This window comes from Chryseoglobus sp. 28M-23 (assembly GCF_014789785.1).
Taxonomy (GTDB): Bacteria; Actinomycetota; Actinomycetes; order Actinomycetales; family Microbacteriaceae; genus Microcella; species Microcella indica.
This window is the reverse complement of the sequence record NZ_CP061846.1, coordinates 1,791,987-1,807,227: the sequence shown is the minus strand read 5'-3', so window position 1 is coordinate 1,807,227 and position 15,241 is coordinate 1,791,987. Positions and strand designations below refer to the sequence as shown.

16 protein-coding genes are annotated in these 15,241 nt (G+C 70.7%); 9 read left to right on the top strand and 7 right to left on the bottom strand.

All coding sequences use genetic code 11. The features are described from left to right. Positions 1–198: 198 nt before the first annotated feature. Complete coding sequence (locus IE160_RS08850; RefSeq protein WP_152583240.1) at positions 199–402, bottom strand: cold-shock protein; 204 nt, start codon at positions 400–402, stop codon at positions 199–201. 262 nt (positions 403–664) lie between these two features. On the opposite strand from IE160_RS08850, the gene IE160_RS12575 reads away from it, so the two are divergent. From IE160_RS12575 to IE160_RS08825, 5 genes are all read left to right on the top strand, one after another. After that, positions 665–1,210, top strand: coding sequence for a hypothetical protein (locus tag IE160_RS12575; protein WP_224744427.1), 546 nt, complete (start codon positions 665–667; stop codon positions 1,208–1,210). A 1-nt stretch (position 1,211) separates the two neighbouring features. Further along, positions 1,212–1,709, top strand: coding sequence for a DUF427 domain-containing protein (locus tag IE160_RS08840; RefSeq protein WP_152583241.1), 498 nt, complete (start codon positions 1,212–1,214; stop codon positions 1,707–1,709). An 83-nt stretch (positions 1,710–1,792) separates the two neighbouring features. After that, positions 1,793–2,872, top strand: a complete 1,080-nt coding sequence (locus IE160_RS08835) for a VIT1/CCC1 transporter family protein (RefSeq protein ID WP_152583242.1) — start codon at positions 1,793–1,795, stop codon at positions 2,870–2,872. 222 nt (positions 2,873–3,094) lie between these two features. Then, a complete protein-coding gene (locus tag IE160_RS08830; protein ID WP_165638052.1) occupies positions 3,095–3,778 on the top strand; it encodes a M23 family metallopeptidase in 684 nt (227 codons plus the stop codon). Between the two features lie 126 nt (positions 3,779–3,904). Further along, a complete protein-coding gene (locus IE160_RS08825; protein ID WP_191150850.1) occupies positions 3,905–5,386 on the top strand; it encodes a radical SAM domain-containing protein in 1,482 nt (493 codons plus the stop codon). Between the two features lie 19 nt (positions 5,387–5,405). Here IE160_RS08825 and IE160_RS08820 read toward each other — a convergent pair whose 3' ends face one another. Genes IE160_RS08820 through IE160_RS08805 form a run of 4 tightly spaced genes read right to left on the bottom strand, consistent with a single transcriptional unit; the run spans position 5,406 to position 9,519 of the window. Beyond that, positions 5,406–6,470: an ABC transporter ATP-binding protein gene (locus IE160_RS08820; RefSeq protein ID WP_165638053.1), complete on the bottom strand. Its 1,065-nt coding sequence runs from the start codon at positions 6,468–6,470 to the stop codon at positions 5,406–5,408. Continuing rightward, the gene (locus IE160_RS08815) at positions 6,467–7,375 is read right to left on the bottom strand and encodes an ABC transporter permease (protein WP_210416772.1); all 909 of its coding nucleotides are present in this window, start codon (positions 7,373–7,375) and stop codon (positions 6,467–6,469) included. Before IE160_RS08815 ends, IE160_RS08820 begins: the two co-directional genes overlap by 4 nt. Before the next feature lie 9 nt (positions 7,376–7,384). Next, on the bottom strand, positions 7,385–8,302 hold the full coding sequence (locus IE160_RS08810) for an ABC transporter permease (protein WP_224744426.1): 918 nt from the start codon (positions 8,300–8,302) through the stop codon (positions 7,385–7,387). After that, positions 8,275–9,519 carry an ABC transporter substrate-binding protein gene (locus tag IE160_RS08805; RefSeq protein WP_224744425.1) on the bottom strand — a complete coding sequence of 415 codons (1,245 nt, stop codon included), beginning with the start codon at positions 9,517–9,519 and terminating at the stop codon, positions 8,275–8,277. Before IE160_RS08805 ends, IE160_RS08810 begins: the two co-directional genes overlap by 28 nt. 144 nt (positions 9,520–9,663) lie before the next feature. Between IE160_RS08805 and IE160_RS08800 the strand changes: the two genes are divergently transcribed. Beyond that, positions 9,664–10,344, top strand: a complete 681-nt coding sequence (locus IE160_RS08800) for a TVP38/TMEM64 family protein (RefSeq protein WP_224744424.1) — start codon at positions 9,664–9,666, stop codon at positions 10,342–10,344. Next, positions 10,344–10,970: a CDP-alcohol phosphatidyltransferase family protein gene (locus tag IE160_RS08795; protein WP_191150848.1), complete on the top strand. Its 627-nt coding sequence runs from the start codon at positions 10,344–10,346 to the stop codon at positions 10,968–10,970. The genes IE160_RS08800 and IE160_RS08795 overlap by 1 nt, the downstream gene beginning before the upstream one ends. 217 nt (positions 10,971–11,187) lie before the next feature. Here IE160_RS08795 and IE160_RS08790 read toward each other — a convergent pair whose 3' ends face one another. Then, positions 11,188–12,630 carry a dihydrolipoyl dehydrogenase family protein gene (locus IE160_RS08790; protein ID WP_191150847.1) on the bottom strand — a complete coding sequence of 481 codons (1,443 nt, stop codon included), beginning with the start codon at positions 12,628–12,630 and terminating at the stop codon, positions 11,188–11,190. A gap of 92 nt (positions 12,631–12,722) precedes the next feature. Between IE160_RS08790 and IE160_RS08785 the strand changes: the two genes are divergently transcribed. Then, the gene (locus IE160_RS08785; protein ID WP_224744423.1) at positions 12,723–13,259 is read left to right on the top strand and encodes a GNAT family N-acetyltransferase; all 537 of its coding nucleotides are present in this window, start codon (positions 12,723–12,725) and stop codon (positions 13,257–13,259) included. A 29-nt stretch (positions 13,260–13,288) separates the two neighbouring features. After that, the gene (locus tag IE160_RS08780) at positions 13,289–14,146 is read left to right on the top strand and encodes a glycosyltransferase family 2 protein (RefSeq protein ID WP_224744422.1); all 858 of its coding nucleotides are present in this window, start codon (positions 13,289–13,291) and stop codon (positions 14,144–14,146) included. Here the strand turns inward: IE160_RS08780 and IE160_RS08775 are convergent. Further along, entirely contained in the window at positions 14,140–15,219 is a 1,080-nt protein-coding gene (locus IE160_RS08775; RefSeq protein WP_191150845.1) for a baeRF3 domain-containing protein, read from the bottom strand. The genes IE160_RS08780 and IE160_RS08775 overlap by 7 nt on opposite strands. Between the last annotated feature and the right edge of the window lie 22 nt (positions 15,220–15,241).

Genomic DNA, 15,241 nt, shown 5'->3' with positions numbered 1-15,241 from the left:
TCGCACGCTTGTGAGCATGCGAGGTGTCGGTTTCGGTGCGACGCGCGCGAGCGGCGTCACCGGGCGAGGAGTTGCGCCGGCAGAGAGCGCCCTGGCGACGAAACGTCGCCGGGAACGACGAAAGCCGCCTCACATCGTCGGGAGGCGGCTGTCGTTCAGTCATCGGCAGGCAAGCCCGCCGAGACGCAAGGGGTCGAACTAGATGGGGCGGATGTTCTCAGCCTGCAGACCCTTGGGGCCCTGCGCGACGTCGAATTCGACCTTCTGGTTCTCGTCGAGCGAGCGGTAGCCGCTCGACTGGATGGCGGAGAAGTGCGCGAACACGTCGGCGCTTCCGTCATCGGGGGTGATGAAGCCGAAACCCTTTTCGGCGTTGAACCACTTAACAGTGCCTGTCGTCATTTACTGACTCCTTGTTACTCACGGAGTTTCGACTGTCGAAACCACCAGTCGAACCACTCATGAATCCTGCTCTATACGAGAGCAACCTGCTGCTGTCACACTGCATGTTTCGGATCGCCGAGGCGTATCAACTTCACCGCTCACAGTAGTGCACAAAGGTGCACGCGAGAACATCCTTCACCGAGTTGTTACCGGGCTGTCACTCAGCCCCTCCCTATCGTCGCGCCGTAGCGTGGGGCTCATCGCACCCTCGGGAGGACCCATGAGTTTCTTCGACCGACTGTTCGGCGCCCCCACGCCGGAACCGCAGGCCCGCGACGACGCCCCGCGCGGCGTTCGCGGCGACGATGAGCGCGCCGTCGAGCGCTATCGCTACCTGCTCGAGACGGCGCCTCCCGAGGCGATCGAGCAGGTGCACGCCGAGGCCTTCGCGAAGCTCACCCCCGAGCAGCGCCGCCTCGTCTTCGCGCAGCTCACCGAGAACGCGCCGGCGGGGGATGCGCCTCGCGCCGACGACCCCCAGTCGCTCGCGCAGTCGGCCACCCGATCTGAGCTGCGGCAGCCTGGCACGATGGAACGCTCGCTCGCCGGCCCAGGGTTCGGCCAGATGCTCGGGGCCTCGCTGCTCGGCACGGTCGCGGGCTATGTCATCGGCTCGGCGATCGTGAGCGCCTTCCTGCCGCCGGTCGACGCAGGGCTCACCGATGCTGGTGCAGATGCGGGTGCCGGCGCCGACGCCGACCCGGGTGCCGATGCGTTCGGTGATGCGGGCGGCGGGTTCGGCGACTTCGGCGATTTCGGGTTCTGACATGCCTCGACCTCAGCGCCAGAAGCCCGGGCCCGGCCAGGAGTCCGTCTGGGACTACCCGCGCCCACCCCGCGTCGAACCCGTGCACGCCCGCGTGACCGTCGAATTCGGCGGCCGCACTATTGCCGAGTCGACGCGAGCGGTGCGCGTGCTCGAGACGAGCCATCCGCCCGCGTTCTACCTGCCGCCGGGGGACTTCGTCGAAGGTTCTCTCGTGCCGGCCGAGGGCACCTCGTTCTGCGAGTTCAAGGGCCGCGCGCAGTACTACGACGTCGTGAGCGGCACGGAGTCTGCGCCGCGCAGCGCCTGGTACTACGCGAGCCCGAGCCCTGGCTTCGAGTCGATCGGGGGCTTCGTCTCGGTGTACCCGGGCCGCATGGACCGCTGCACCGTCGACGGCGAGGTCGTGCAGGCGCAGGAGGGCGACTTCTACGGCGGCTGGATCACGGCGAGCATCGTCGGGCCGTTCAAGGGCGCGCCCGGCACGTGGGGCTGGTAGCCGCCCTCGCGTGATCTACCTCGTGATGGGGCTTTCGGGCCGCCGAACTGCGGAGCGAGGGAGGCCGCTGGCAGGATGACCGGATGACCGACCCTGCGCCGCGCCCCGCCGAGATCCGCCGGTGGCGACGCTATCTGGCCGATGAGCGCGCCGAAGCCGCCGTCTACCGCGACCTCGCGGTACGTCGTGAGGGGGAGGAGCGCGCTATTCTTCTGGCGCTCGCCGACGCCGAGGGTCGCCATGAGGCGCACTGGCTCGAGCTCTTGGGCCCGCATGCCGCGCGCGTGCCCGCAGTCTCGGTGCGCACGCGCATCCTCGCCTTCTTCGCGCGCCGATTCGGCAGCGTCTTCGTGCTCGCCCTCGCTCAGCGTGCCGAGTCGCGGTCGCCCTATGAGCGGGATGCCGATGCCACGCCCGCGATGGCCGCCGACGAGCGCATCCACGGCGAGGTGGTGCGCGGGCTCGCGGCGCGCGGGCGGCAACGGCTGGCCGGTTCCTTCCGGGCAGCGGTGTTCGGCGCGAACGACGGCCTCGTGAGCAACCTGGCACTCGTGCTCGGCATCGGAGCGACGGGCGTGGCGACCGGGACGGTACTGTTCACGGGCCTCGCGGGGCTCCTGGCGGGTGCACTCTCCATGGCGGCGGGCGAGTTCGTGTCGGTGCGCTCGCAGCGCGAACTGCTCGCGGCCTCCACCCCCGACCCTGATGCGCACACGGCGGTCGCCGATCTCGACGTCGACGCGAACGAGCTGGCGCTCGTCTATCGAGCGCGCGGCATGAGCGAAGCGGATGCCGAAGCGCGGGCGGCGGCCGTCATCGGCGCGACGGGCGCAGGCCGGCGTGAGCGGCTCGGCCCCGCGGCGCCTGTCGACGAGCACGAGGCAGTGGGGTCGGCGTGGGGTGCTGCCGGGTCGAGCTTCGCGTTTTTCGCGTCTGGGGCGGTCATCCCCGTCATCCCGTATCTCGTGGGCCTGGAGGGCATCATCGCGGTTCTCACCGCGGCGGTCCTCGTCGGCGCCGCGCTCCTGCTCACCGGTGGGATCGTCGGGGTGCTCTCGGGCGCCTCGCCCGGCAAGCGCGCCTTGCGGCAGCTCGCGATCGGCTACGGCGCGGCGGCCGTGACCTATCTTCTCGGCCTCCTCTTCGGCGCGGCATTCGTCTAGCGAACACTGTCTGGGTGCCCCGATCAGGGGTTTCCCATGTTCGCGTCGTACCGTGGAGGGTCGACCAGATGGGTCGGCGAGGAGCGAGTGCTCCCGGTGTGAATGATCCGCCGGGCCCGTCACGATGACCTCCGGCTCCCTACCGAGGAGCAGTTGCGCAACGACGTGCACCGACCGTGTCCCCGGCCCCGATGGCCGCCACCAAGATTGCCGATACCTCTTATGCTCCACTCGCTCTACGTCTCTGCCGTGCGCACTGCGCACCTCGACCCCTATCGCTTTCGGCACCGGCTGCTGGCCGCCGCCGCCGTGATCGTCGCCACCGCGGCCGTCCTGCCGACCGGCATGACGGCGATCGCCGCGACCTCGAGCGAGGAGAGGGCTGCCGCTGCGCCTCCCGAGCAGACCTTCGAGCCGAGCGAGCTGGCGACGATGCCCCTGCTCGAGCGGGAGGAGATCACGATGGATGTTCGGCCGCCGATCATGTACCCCGTGGGTGACTTTGCTGTGTCGAGTGGGTTCGGCCTCCGTGAGGCAGCCTGCGGGGCGTGCTCGACGAATCACCGCGGAGTGGACTGGGCTCTGTCCTATGGAACGGAGATTCGAGCCATGGCAGACGGCGTGGTGACAGAGGTCGGTACTCCCGCAGGCATCGCCGGTAGCCTGGGGTATTGGATGACGATCGAGCATGTCGTCAATGGGCAGCGCGTCGTGAGCCTCTACGCTCACCTGATCGAGGATTCGAATCCCTATCAAGTCGGCGACGACGTACGGGGCGGAGACGTGATCGGCCTGCTGGGTTCCACGGGTGTGACGACCGCACCGAACTTGCATTTCGAGCTAGAACTCGACGGAGTCAAAATCAGTCCGCTCCCGTGGTTGCGCGCCAATCGGGCGGCTGGATAGCAGGCGTCTCACCAGATCTCGTGCGGTACCAACCTGCGGAAGGGACCGCTCCGAATACCCCGTGCATAGACTGGCGCGAGCGCGTCACAGTCAGGCCACCGCCGACCGATTGCACGAGGAGCCCCCATGTCACTGGTTTCATTCGCCCGTCGCATCGAGCTGGAGACGCGCCCGATCCACCCGGACACTCGGCGGGCCCTCGACAAGCGCTGGGCAGAGCTGCCGGAGCACGCCCGCACGCCGGAGCAACTTCTCGGCAAGTGCGCCGTCGGCTGCGAGGGCACGCACGGCGTCTTCCCCAAGTGCAACCTGACGTGCTCGCCGTGCTACCACTCGGCCGACGCGAACAAGGTGCGCATCGACGGCAATCACACCGTTACCGAGGTCACGAAGCAGATGAACTACCTGCGCGAGATCCGCGGCCCCCGCGCGCACGCCCAGCTCATCGGCGGCGAGGTGAGCCTGCTCGCGCCCGAGGACCACCGTGCGGCGCTGCAGGCCATGCGCGCCGTCGGCCGCGAGCCCATGTCGATGACGCACGGCGACTTCGACTACCAGTACCTGCTCGACGTCGTCCTCGACGAGACCGGAAAGCCCGCCTTCAAGAAGGTGTCGTTCGCCGCGCACTTCGACTCGCTCATGCGCGGACGCACCGGCGCCGTGCGCCCCAAGAACGAGGCCGAGCTGAACCCGTTCCGCGAGAAGTTCGCGCAGATGTTCCTCGACCTCAAGAAGCAGCACAAGGTCGACTCCTACCTCGCGCACAACATGACCGTGACGCCGACCAACCTCGACGAGGTCGAGGAGGTCACGCGCGACGTGCTCCAGATGCCCTACGACATGATGTCGTTCCAGCCGGCGGCCTTCATCGGCGACGACCGCCGCTGGAAGGAGAACTTCGAGGAGGTCACGATCGATGCGGTCTGGACCCGCATCGAGGCCGGTGTCGGGCAGGAGCTGCCGCACAAGGCCGTGCAGTTCGGCGACCCGCGCTGCAACCGCCACACGGTCGGCGTCATGGTCGAGAACCGGTTCGCGAGCGTGCTCGACGCCGATGAGCCCAAGGACATCGCGGCGCGCGATCGCTTCCTGAAGCACTACGGCGGCATGATCTTCGGCGACATCCCCCGCTGGGCGCTCACCGTCAAAGTCATGCGTGCGGTTCTGAGCCACCCGCAAGACCTCCCCCCGCTCGTCGGTCTCATGACGCGCATCCTGCGCCGCGCCGGTGGCCTGCGCGCCGTCCTGCGCGCCGCGCGCAAGGGCAAGGTGAGCTTCAAGACCTTCGTCGTGCACAACTTTATGGACGCCGAGCAGGTCAAGCCGGCGTGGGAGATGATGAAGAAGGGCATTGTGGCGGAGGACCCGAAGCTGCTCGAGACTCAGGAGCGCCTCGGCTCGTGCATGTACGCCATGAGCCACCCCGAGACGGGCGAGCTCGTGCCGGCGTGCACGCAGCACTCGGTTCTCGACCCGATCGAGAACATCGGCCTGCGCAAGCTGCTGCCTCTCGAGCCCAAGGACAAGGCGGCGAAGAACAACGCCGCGACCGGCATCTCGAACGGCCGCGTCGACGAGCTCATGAAGGAGCCGGCCTCGCGCTGGTAGCGCAGCTGCCGGTCTCCCGCTACCCGGGTACCGGCGTTACCACCGTGCATGCTGAGCGCGGAATGTGCGCGGCGACCTCCTGGCCGATGGTGAGAGGCCGACTCGCGGGCACCTCGGCGGCGAGCGTCGCTGAGCCCACCGCGAGCTCGATCGCCGCGCGCGGCCCCCGGGCGTGCCGCGCCGTCACGACAGCCGTGACCCCGGTCATGCCCTGCGGCGCAGGCACCGGGGGCGAGGCGAGGTGCACCGCCTCGTGCCGTACGACGAGCACACTCTCGCCCTCGGGCCACGACTCCCCAGCGGGTGCCTCGATGCTGCCGAGCGGCGAGCGATGCACGCCCTCCCGCACGACACCCGCCACCTCGATACGACCGCCCATGAGGCGCGCGACGTCGAGGGATGCCGGCCGCGTGTAGAGCCGCTCGACGGTGTCGTGCTGCAGGAGCCGCCCCGTGCGCAGGAGCGCGACGCGGTCGGCGACGATCGCAGCTTCGTCCCGATCGTGCGTGACCATGACGACGGTGGGCTTGAGGCGCTCGCGCAGCTGACCCAGCAGCTCGTGCATGTCGGCCCGCAGCTCGGGGTCGAGAGCGCTGAAAGGCTCATCGAGCAGCAGCACGCGGGGCCGTGCGGCGAGGGCTCGTGCGAGCGCGACGCGCTGCTCCTGCCCACCGCTGAGAGCCGTGACGGGTCGGCTTCCGAAGCCCTCGAGCTGCACGAGCGCCAGGAACTGGCGCGCATCCTCTCTCGCCTCGCCCCGCGGAGTGCCCGCGACGGTCGCGGCGAACGCGACATTGTCGAGCACGCTCAAGTGCGGAAAGAGCAGGGGACGCTGGAAGACCATGGCCATGCCGCGGCGCTCCGGCGCGACACCCGCGACATCGGTGCCGTCGACGAGGATGCGCCCGCTCGTCGGCGAGTCGAGACCCGCGATGGCCCGCAGCACGCTGCTCTTGCCCGAGCCGGAGGGGCCGAGAATGGCGAGGCACTCGCCGGGTTCCACCGTCAGGGACACCGCGTCGACGGCGTTGGCGCGGCCGTCGAAGCTCTTGGTCAGCGCATCGAGGCGCAGAGTGGCGCTCACAGGAAGCCCTTCTCTGATCGGGCGAGCGGCGAGGCGCTCGGAGTGCGGGTGCCGCCGGCGTAGCGGCGGCCGAAGCGGCCCAGGGCGAGCAGCAGCAGGAGCGGCGGCACGATTGCGCTGAGAGAGAGCACCGCGACGATCGCGTCGTTGCCGACCCCCGCGGCGAACGACCCCACGAGGAAGGGCAGGGTCACGATCGTGCCGCCGCCGACGAGCACGGTGATGACGTAGTCGCTCCACCCGACGAGGAAGGAGAGGAAGGCGGCGCGCGCGAGGCCGGGCGCGACGAGCGGCAGGTGCACGCGCCACAGCACCTGCAGGCGTGAGGCGCCGAGCGTGCGGGCCTCCTCCTCGAAGGCGAGGTCATGGGCCGCGTAGGTGACGCGCATCGTGTAGACCGTGTAGGGCAGGGCGGCGGCGACGAGCAGCAGCAGTACGCCCACGATGGCGGGCACGCGCAGGCGCAGCAGGACGACGGTCAGGCCCATGACGGCCACGAAGGCGGGCAGGGCGAGGGGGGCGAGAAGGATGCCGCTCACGAGTCGCGGCGCCGGCACCGACCCCACGGCGAGCGCGCGGGCGGCCATGGCACCCAGGGGTGTCGCGATGGCCGCTACCGCGAGGCTCAGCAGCAGCGAGCGCCCGAAGGCCTCGACCCCGCCCTGTGCGAGCGCCGTACCGAGGCCGTCGAAGCCCCATTCGGTCGGCAGGGGAGCGGGGAACGACCAGCGGTTCGCGACCGACCACAGCAGCAGGGGCACGAGGGGCAGCGCGAACCAGAGGGCGAGCATCCCGCTCAGGATGATGCGTGCCGCGCGGCCGACGGGGCGCGGGCGCATGAGACTGCGCGAGGTCGCCTGGCGGTCGGGGGTGACGCGCTGGCCGTAGGGGATCATCATCGTCATCGCTCGGCCCTACTTCCACAGGGGCGTGCGCCGCAGCGCCGCCATGCCGAGCGCCACGACGGCGAGGGAGATGAGCGTCGTCACGACCGCGACGGCGGCCGCCTCGGGGCGCGCGGTGAGCGTGATCGAGGTGAAGAGGCGGAAGGCGAGCACGGGCAGCGGCTCGGGGTACGGGCGGCCGAGCAGCCACGCGACCTCGTAGGAGCCGAGCGTGTAGACGAAGATGATGATCGCGCTCACGATGACGGCGGGGCGTGCGAGCGGGATGACGACGTGGCGCAGGCGGCGAGCACGGGATGCGCCCAGCAGCGCCGCGGTCTCGTCGTACCGCGCGACGCGGCTCGCGAGCACCCCGGCGACGACGAGCGCGACGAACGCCGACTCCTTCCAGGTGTACTCGAGCACGACCGCGATCCACCAGGATCCCCCCACGATGTCGGGCCACTCGGTTCCCGGTATGCCGAGGATGCGGGGGATGATGCCGGCGTCACTCAGCAGGAGGCCGACGGATGCGGCGCCGACGAGGTGAGGAATGGGGATCGTGAAGGCGCTGAGCCCCGCCACGAGCCGGCCAGTGCTGCGGCCCTGCGTGATGACGAGCGCGGCGGTGAGGCCGATGATGCACGACAGCGCGGTCGACGCGGTCGCGATCGCGAGCGAGAGGCCGATGCCGCGCACGAGATCGTCCCCGTTGGCGAGGTAGGCGTCGAGGCTCAGCGATGCCTCGCCGACGAGGGGGAGCAGGCCGAGGCTCTGCACGAGGGAGAAGCCGATGCCGCCGCCCACGACGAACAGCGCGATGAGCACCGCGGGGGCGACGAGCGCGATCGACGACCAGCGGCGGGAGCCTCTCGGGGAGACTCCCGCCGCCTGCCTGTCGAGCGCGGTGATGGTGGTTCCTACCGCGCGAGCACCTGAGCGCGCCACGCCTCGTCGATCGGCGTGACCCACGCGGCGGCGAGCTCGGGGTTCGCGTTCTCGCTCAGCACGTCGTAGCTCGGCACGACGGGCGAGGTGGGCAGAGCCTCGAACAGCGCACGCTCCTCGTCGCTGAGCTGGTCGAGGTCGAGCACGGTGAACTGGCCCCACACATCCGGCTCGGCCTTGGCGACCTGCTGCTCGACCGAGAGCGCCAGGTTCGCGACGACCATCGCACCCGCCTTGCTGCCCGAGGTCGAGGCGAGGCCGAGGAAGCTCGCGTTGCCGACGGTGCCCTCGTCGAGCGTGAGCACCTGGGTTCCGGCGGGGTAGGTGCCGTCGGCGACAAGCTCGGTGAGCGTCGCCGGGCCGTACGTCATCGTGACGTCGACTTCTCCGTTCGCGAAGAGCTCGTTGAGCTCGTTCGAGTTCTGCGGGTAGGTCTCGCCTCCCCTCCACAGGGAGGGGGCGAGGTCGGTGAGCTCGTCGTAGAGCGCCGGCGTGAGCTCCTCGAACGCCTCCTCGCTGTAGGCGAGGGGCACATTCTCGTAGCCGCCGCTCACGCTGTAGAGAACCTCGCGCACGAAGACCGAGCCGGTGAAGTCTGGCGGCGCGGGGTAGGTGAAGCGCCCCGGGTTCGCGCGTGCCCAGTCGAGCAGCTCATCGAGAGTGCTCGGCACGTCGGTGACAGTGTCGCTGTTGTACACGAAGGTGAACTGCGCCTTGTGCCACGGAGCCTCGCAGCCGTCGACGGGCGTGCCGAAGTCGTCGAGCAGCAGCGGATCGGCGGGGTCGGTAAGCGCCATGTTGGGCAGAAGGTCGGTCCAGCCGCACTCCCACGCTCCCGCCTCCTTGCCCGTGCCGAAGTTGTTGCCGTTGACCCACACGAGGTCCACTTCGCCGTCGGTCTCGCCAGCCTGCACCTCGCTGAGTATGCGGTTGAGCGCGTCGGGCGTGTCGGCGATCGGCACCTGCTCGAGCGTCACGCCCTGCTCGGCGGCGGCCAGCACGAGCACATCGTTGACATAGGCGTTGCCCTGCTCGTCGCCGCCGTACATCCATAGCTTCACGGTCTGGCCCTCGGCCGCGGCGACGACCTCGTCCCAGCTCTCGTAGCTCTGCTCGCTCGAGGCGCCGGCCTCGGCCGAGCAGGCCGCGAGCGTGGCGACGAGGCCGAGCGTCAGGCTCGCGGCGAGACCGGCGCGAGCGGGGTGGTGACCGTTCACGATTCTCCTTGGAGGTGGGGGAGGGTGCGGCGGGGTCGATGGAGACGGCACTCTCCTCGCCTGCTCCTACACTGACTGATGATGAGCGGTTTGCCGGTATTGCGCGACTCTGACGACGGTAGTGCTCGTCGAGGTGCCGTCCTGGTGCGCGCGATCACTCTCGGGGTATTCGTCGCCATCGCCATAGCGGTTGGGGTATTCGTCCCCCTGCCGGGGCTCGAGGCCCTGCGCGCGTGGACGGCCGATCTCGGCTTGGCGGGCGGTGTCGGCTTCGCGCTGCTCTACGCGGCGATCACCCTCACTCCGGCACCGAAGAACGTGCTCTCCGTCGCGGCGGGGCTTGCCTTCGGGTTCGGCTGGGCGCTCGCGGCGGTGTACGCGGGCGCGCTCCTCGGCGCGGCGGCGGCGTTCGCCCTCGGTCGCGGTCTGGGCCGCGACGCTGTCGAGCGCTTCACCGGTGCCCGCGTCGCGCGGCTCGATGACCTTCTGCGCCGCCGAGGGCTCCTGGCCGTCATCGGGGTGCGGCTCATCCCCGTTCTGCCCTTCACGGCGATCAACTACGGCGCGGGCCTCACGGCGGTGCGGCGCCGCGACTACGCGCTCGGCACCGCCGTGGGCATCATCCCCGGCACCGTCGCCTACGTCGCGCTCGGCGCCTACGGGCTCGAGTTCGGCTCGCCCGCGTGGACGGCGATCGGCGTGCTCGGCGCGCTGACTCTGGCCGGCGCGGTGTTCGCGGGCGTGCGACGTCGTCGCGGAGTCGAGCAGCCCGCGACCTCGACGCCATCCGGGTCAACATCCGCTGACCCGGAGGAGAGCGACTGATGCTCGATCGACCCCTGCGCGCCGTGCTCGCTCGACCAGTCGACGCGATCGCGCGGGTTCTCGACCGTCGCTGGATCTCACCGACCGGCCTCACCATGACGGGCCTCGCGCTCGGCGTTGCGGCGGCGGTCGCGGCCGGTCTGCAGTGGTGGTGGGCGGCTCTCGCGCTGTGGCTCGTCTCGCGCGTCGTCGACGGTCTCGACGGGGCGCTCGCGCGCCTGCGCAAGGCGGACGGCCGCGCGGGGGAGAGCGAGGCGGGCGGCTTCCTCGACATCACTGCCGACTTCGTGGCCTACGGCGCAACGGTCGTCGGCGTCGCCGTGGGGGTGACGGCGGGGTTCGCGGCGCCGTGGTGGCCGTTCCTGCTCGTCCTGTTCACGTACTACATCAACGGCACGGCGTTCCTCGCGTTCTCGTCGATCGCCGAGCGCACGGGCCGCACGATCGACGACGGCCGCTCGCTCTCGTTCCTCGGGCGGATCGCCGAGGGCACCGAGACGATCGTCGTGCACAGCCTGTGGTTCATCCTGCCGTTCTGGGCGGCCCCGATTGCGGTCGTCTGGGCGGCCCTCGTGGCGGTGAGTGCCGTGCAGCGCATGATCGCGGGCTACCGCGCCCTGCGCTGACACAGGCTGCGCTGAGGCGGGATGCCCGGCTCCGGTCTCGCGACGCTGTGCGACCCGCCAGTCACCTCGTCACTCTGATTGTGACAGGTCACGCCGAACGTTCGGCGTGACCTGTCACAAACGCCGCGTTTCGAGGCATGCGCCGCGCACCGTTTCGCGACCTTCGCCGAGAACGACGGCGTGGGGCCGTCGCGCGGGGCGGGCTGAGTGCACCTGCTCAGCGGGTCACGAGGCGGCGCACGCGCGCGAGCACCCCGATGACGGTTGCGAGTGCGCCCGACTCGAGCCGCGATCGCACGTCGGCGATCGCGGCATTCCACAGGGCGTCGCTGTAGGTCGGGTAGGGGTGGGTGGCGCTCGAGATCGCGCTCGTGCGAAGGCCCGCACTCACGGCGAGGCAGGCTTCGCCGATCGACTCGCCCGCACGGGGGCCGACGATCGTGGCGCCGCGCACACGACCTCGGCGGTCGATGACGAGCCGCGTGAATCCGACCGTCTCGCCTTCGGCGATGGCGCGGTCGGTATGCGCGTGCTGGACCTCGCTCACGGTGCACGTGTGCGCCGCGGCATCGTCGGGCAGCACGCCGACGGCGGCGACCTCGGGGTGGGTGAAGGTCACGCGCGGCACGGCATCTCGGTCGATGCGCCGGCGCAGACCGAGCACGGCGTTGGTCGCGGCGGTGCTGCCGCCGCCGCCGGCGAGGTGGGTGAAGGCGGGCAGCCCGGTCACGTCGCCGGCTGCCCAGATGCGCCGATTGCTCGAACGCAGCGCATCGTTGACCTCGACATAGCCGCGATCGTCGAGGCGCACGCCCGCGGCGGCGACGTCGAGGTCGTCAACGCGGGGGCTGCGCCCGAGGGCGACGAGGATGCGGTCGAACCGCACCGCGTCGCCCGTCGAGAGGGCCGCGGTGCCGCCTCCTCCCGTCGCGGCGGTGATCGACTCGAGCTCGGTGCCGGTGAGCACGTCCACGCCGTCGGCGCGCAGCGCCTCCGCGACGATCGCCGACGCGGCTTCGTCCTCCTTGGGCAGGAGGCGGGCGTTGCGCTGCACGAGGGTCACGTGCGACCCCAGCCGGGCGAAGGCCTGCGCGAGCTCGCAGCCGATCGCCCCGCCGCCGAGCACGAGGAGCCGCGAGGGCAACTCATCGATATCCCACACCGTCTCGCTCGTGAGAGCGTCGACACGGTCGAGACCCTCGATGCCCGGCAAGACGGGCGCGGAGCCGGTCGCGATGATCGCCTGACGGAAGCGGATGCGCTCGCCGTTCACCTCCGCCTCGCGGGGGCCGAGAAAGTGCGCCGAGCCGAGCGTGACGCGGGCGCCCACGGCGTGGAGAGCTTCGGGGGAGTCCTCCGGCTCGATCGTGCTGATGGCGGCGTGCACGTGCCGCATGACCGCGGCGAAGTCGACGGCGACCTCGCTCGCCCGCACACCGAGCTCGGCGCTCGAGCGTGCGCGGGTCGCCGCATCGGCGGCGGCGATGAGCGACTTGGAAGGAACGCAGCCGGTCCACAGGCAGTCCCCGCCCATGCGGTCGCGCTCGACGAGCAGCACGTCGGCGCCGAAGCGCGCCGCAGTCTTGGCCGCGACGATTCCCGCTGTGCCTCCCCCGACCACGAGCAGGTCGACAGCGGAGCCGGAGCGAGTCTCAGTCATGGGGCGAGAGTAGCGCCCCGCCCTGCCCCGCGAGTGTGCTCCAGCGCGCACGACGCGCTCGTCAGCACCCGCGATTGCTACGCTGACCGATCGTGACCACTCTTCGCACCGGCGACGCTTCCACGGAATACCGGGTACGGCCGCTCGTCGCTGCGGACGCCGCCCGGCTGCAGCCCCTCAACGACGCCGCGGCCCCCGCGGTGCCGATCACGTCGGCCCACGAGCTGGCGGCTCTCGTCGCCCTCTCCGCTCTCGCGCTCGGCGTCGAGCGCGACGACGCAGAGGGCGCGTACGCGCTCGTCGGCTTCGTGCTCGCCCTCGCACCGGGTGCCGCCTACGAGAGCGAGAATTACCGCTTCTTCGAGTCTCGCGACGTCGACCACCTCTACGTGGACCGCATCGTCATCGCCGAGGCGGAGCGCGGTCGCGGGCTCGGCGCGATCCTCTACGACGCCGTCTTCGAGGCCGCTCGAGAGCAGGGCCGCGCCGAGGTCACGTGCGAGGTCAACCTCGACCCGCCCAACCCGGGCAGCATGGCCTTCCATCGTCGGCGCGGCTTCCGCGAGCTGGGCAGCCAGCCGACGAAGGGCGGCACCGTGACCGTGGCGCTCCTGAGCGCGCCGCTGTGACGACACCAGAGCCTGCCCCCGGATCGGGCGTGGCGCCGCTCACCGTCTCGATCGTCATCCCCGCCTTCAACGAGGAGCTCACGATCGGGCCGTGCGTGCTCGCCGCGCTCGCGCAGACCGCACCCGCCCACGAGATCATCGTGGTCGACAACCGGTCGACGGATCGCACGGCGGAGATCGTCGCCGAGCTGCAGGCCGAGCATCCGGATGCCCCCCTGCAGTACCTGCGCCAATTCGATGAGCAGGGGCTCGTGCCCACGCGCAACCTCGGCCTCGACGCCGCGACCGGTCAGGTGATCGGCCGCATCGACGCCGACTCGGTGCTCGAGCCGACCTGGGTCGAGGAGGTGCAGAAGGCATTCGCCGACGAGACCGTGGCGGCGGCCACGGGACCGGTCGTCTACTACGACATGCCGCTGCGACGCTTCGGGCTCAAGGCCGACGACACCCTGCGGCGGGCGATGCTCATGCTCGCGCGGGAATACCACTTCGTGTTCGGCAGCAATATGGCACTGCGCGACACGGCGTGGCAGCGCATCCGCGGGGAGGTCTGCCGAGACGAGGAGGACCTCTTCCACGAGGACATCGACATCTCGGTGCACCTGCACGACTGCGGTCTGAAGGCGGTCTACGTGCCGACGATGGTCACCGGCATGTCGGCGCGGCGCATCGACGACAGCCCGCGCTACTACTACTCGTACGTGGGCCGCTTCGACCGCACCTACACCCACCACCACGTGCGCAACCGGGCCCTGCGCGTGCCCGCGTGGGTGTTCCTGGCCGTGTATCCGGCGCTCAAGGGCATCCGCTGGGGACAGAACGAGATCGCCGCGCGCCGTGGGCCCGCGGCGCCTCCCGCGGGCCCGGCGCTCGCCGCGGCTCAGTAGCGCAGGATCGCGACGGGATGCTCGATCCCGGCCTCCTCGTCGACGAGGTGGATGCTGCCGCTCGTGCTCACCGTGTCGGCCACGAGCTCGGCGAGGCCCTCGTCCGGCTCGTCGAGACTCGAGCGCGGCACGATGAGGGTCTCCACGCGGCCGTCGCTCGCCGCAGCGCGCACGGCGCCGGGGCGGCTTGCTGCGCGGTCATCACCGGAGCCGGCGAGGGAGCGGTAGCGGTCGAGGAGCTCGAGGAGGCTCTGCTCCGCCGCGGGCCGCAGCGCCTCCCACGCCCGCGCGTGCAGGGCGTCCTCGTCGAGCACGTCGGGGTTGACCTCCACGTCCGCCGTCAGCAGCCCGGTCGACCGCAGTCGGCCGATGATGTCGGCTCCGGCGAGGAGGACGACGGGGGGCTTCTCCGCGGCGGTCACGCGCTCGAGCTCGCTCGCGATCTTCTGCACGAAGTCGTCGAGACGGGTCTCGCGCCACTCCGGGGGGCCGTCGCCGTAGACCTGGGCGCGGCTGATGTTCGCCGACCCCGTGTTGGGGCGTGCGGGAGGGCTCGCCTGCGCTGGCGCCTCGTAGTCGTTCTCGGCGGCGTCCTCGCTGACGCCGCCGGGCAGGTCCGCATCCAGCTCGGTGAGCGAGTCGCGCGTGGCGCGGTAGAGATGCGCGCCCGAGGCGGTGGCCGTCAGCACGAGCGCGCTCTCGTTCTCGCCGAGGAGGGGCAGGAGGGGGGCGGTGTGGAATCGCTGCCCGACGACGACCCGCTCCTCGAGCGTGTACGGGATGCGGTGCACCAGCGCTCCCTGCTCGCTCGCGAAGACGGCGAGGCCCGCGCTCTGGTGCTGCCAGAAGTCGTGGTCGTCGAGAAGCTCGCGCGCGGCCGCCAGGAGCTCCGCGATCGTGTCTCCCTCGACCCCGGACTGCGCGAGCTCGCTCTCCGCGTCGCGCAGGGCGTTGGTGAATCGGATGGGGTTCTGCGTCGTCTCGGTGCCGGTGACGTGCATCGGCAGGAGGATGGACACTCCCGGGTCGGGTGTCGCGGTGATGAGGTCGGTGACGTCGGCTCGACTGATCATGCTGCGCTCCTCTCGTCGGCGG

Coding starts and splice junctions, on each gene's coding strand:
- IE160_RS08840 (WP_152583241.1), top strand. CDS start 1,212: ATGCCTCGACCTCAGCGCCAGAAGCCCGGGCCCGGCCAGGAGTCCGTC.
- IE160_RS08825 (WP_191150850.1), top strand. CDS start 3,905: ATGTCACTGGTTTCATTCGCCCGTCGCATCGAGCTGGAGACGCGCCCG.
- IE160_RS08850 (WP_152583240.1), bottom strand. CDS start 402: ATGACGACAGGCACTGTTAAGTGGTTCAACGCCGAAAAGGGTTTCGGC.
- IE160_RS08795 (WP_191150848.1), top strand. CDS start 10,344: ATGCTCGATCGACCCCTGCGCGCCGTGCTCGCTCGACCAGTCGACGCG.
- IE160_RS08775 (WP_191150845.1), bottom strand. CDS start 15,219: ATGATCAGTCGAGCCGACGTCACCGACCTCATCACCGCGACACCCGAC.
- IE160_RS08815 (WP_210416772.1), bottom strand. CDS start 7,375: ATGACGATGATGATCCCCTACGGCCAGCGCGTCACCCCCGACCGCCAG.
- IE160_RS12575 (WP_224744427.1), top strand. CDS start 665: ATGAGTTTCTTCGACCGACTGTTCGGCGCCCCCACGCCGGAACCGCAG.
- IE160_RS08830 (WP_165638052.1), top strand. CDS start 3,095: ATGCTCCACTCGCTCTACGTCTCTGCCGTGCGCACTGCGCACCTCGAC.
- IE160_RS08790 (WP_191150847.1), bottom strand. CDS start 12,630: ATGACTGAGACTCGCTCCGGCTCCGCTGTCGACCTGCTCGTGGTCGGG.
- IE160_RS08835 (WP_152583242.1), top strand. CDS start 1,793: ATGACCGACCCTGCGCCGCGCCCCGCCGAGATCCGCCGGTGGCGACGC.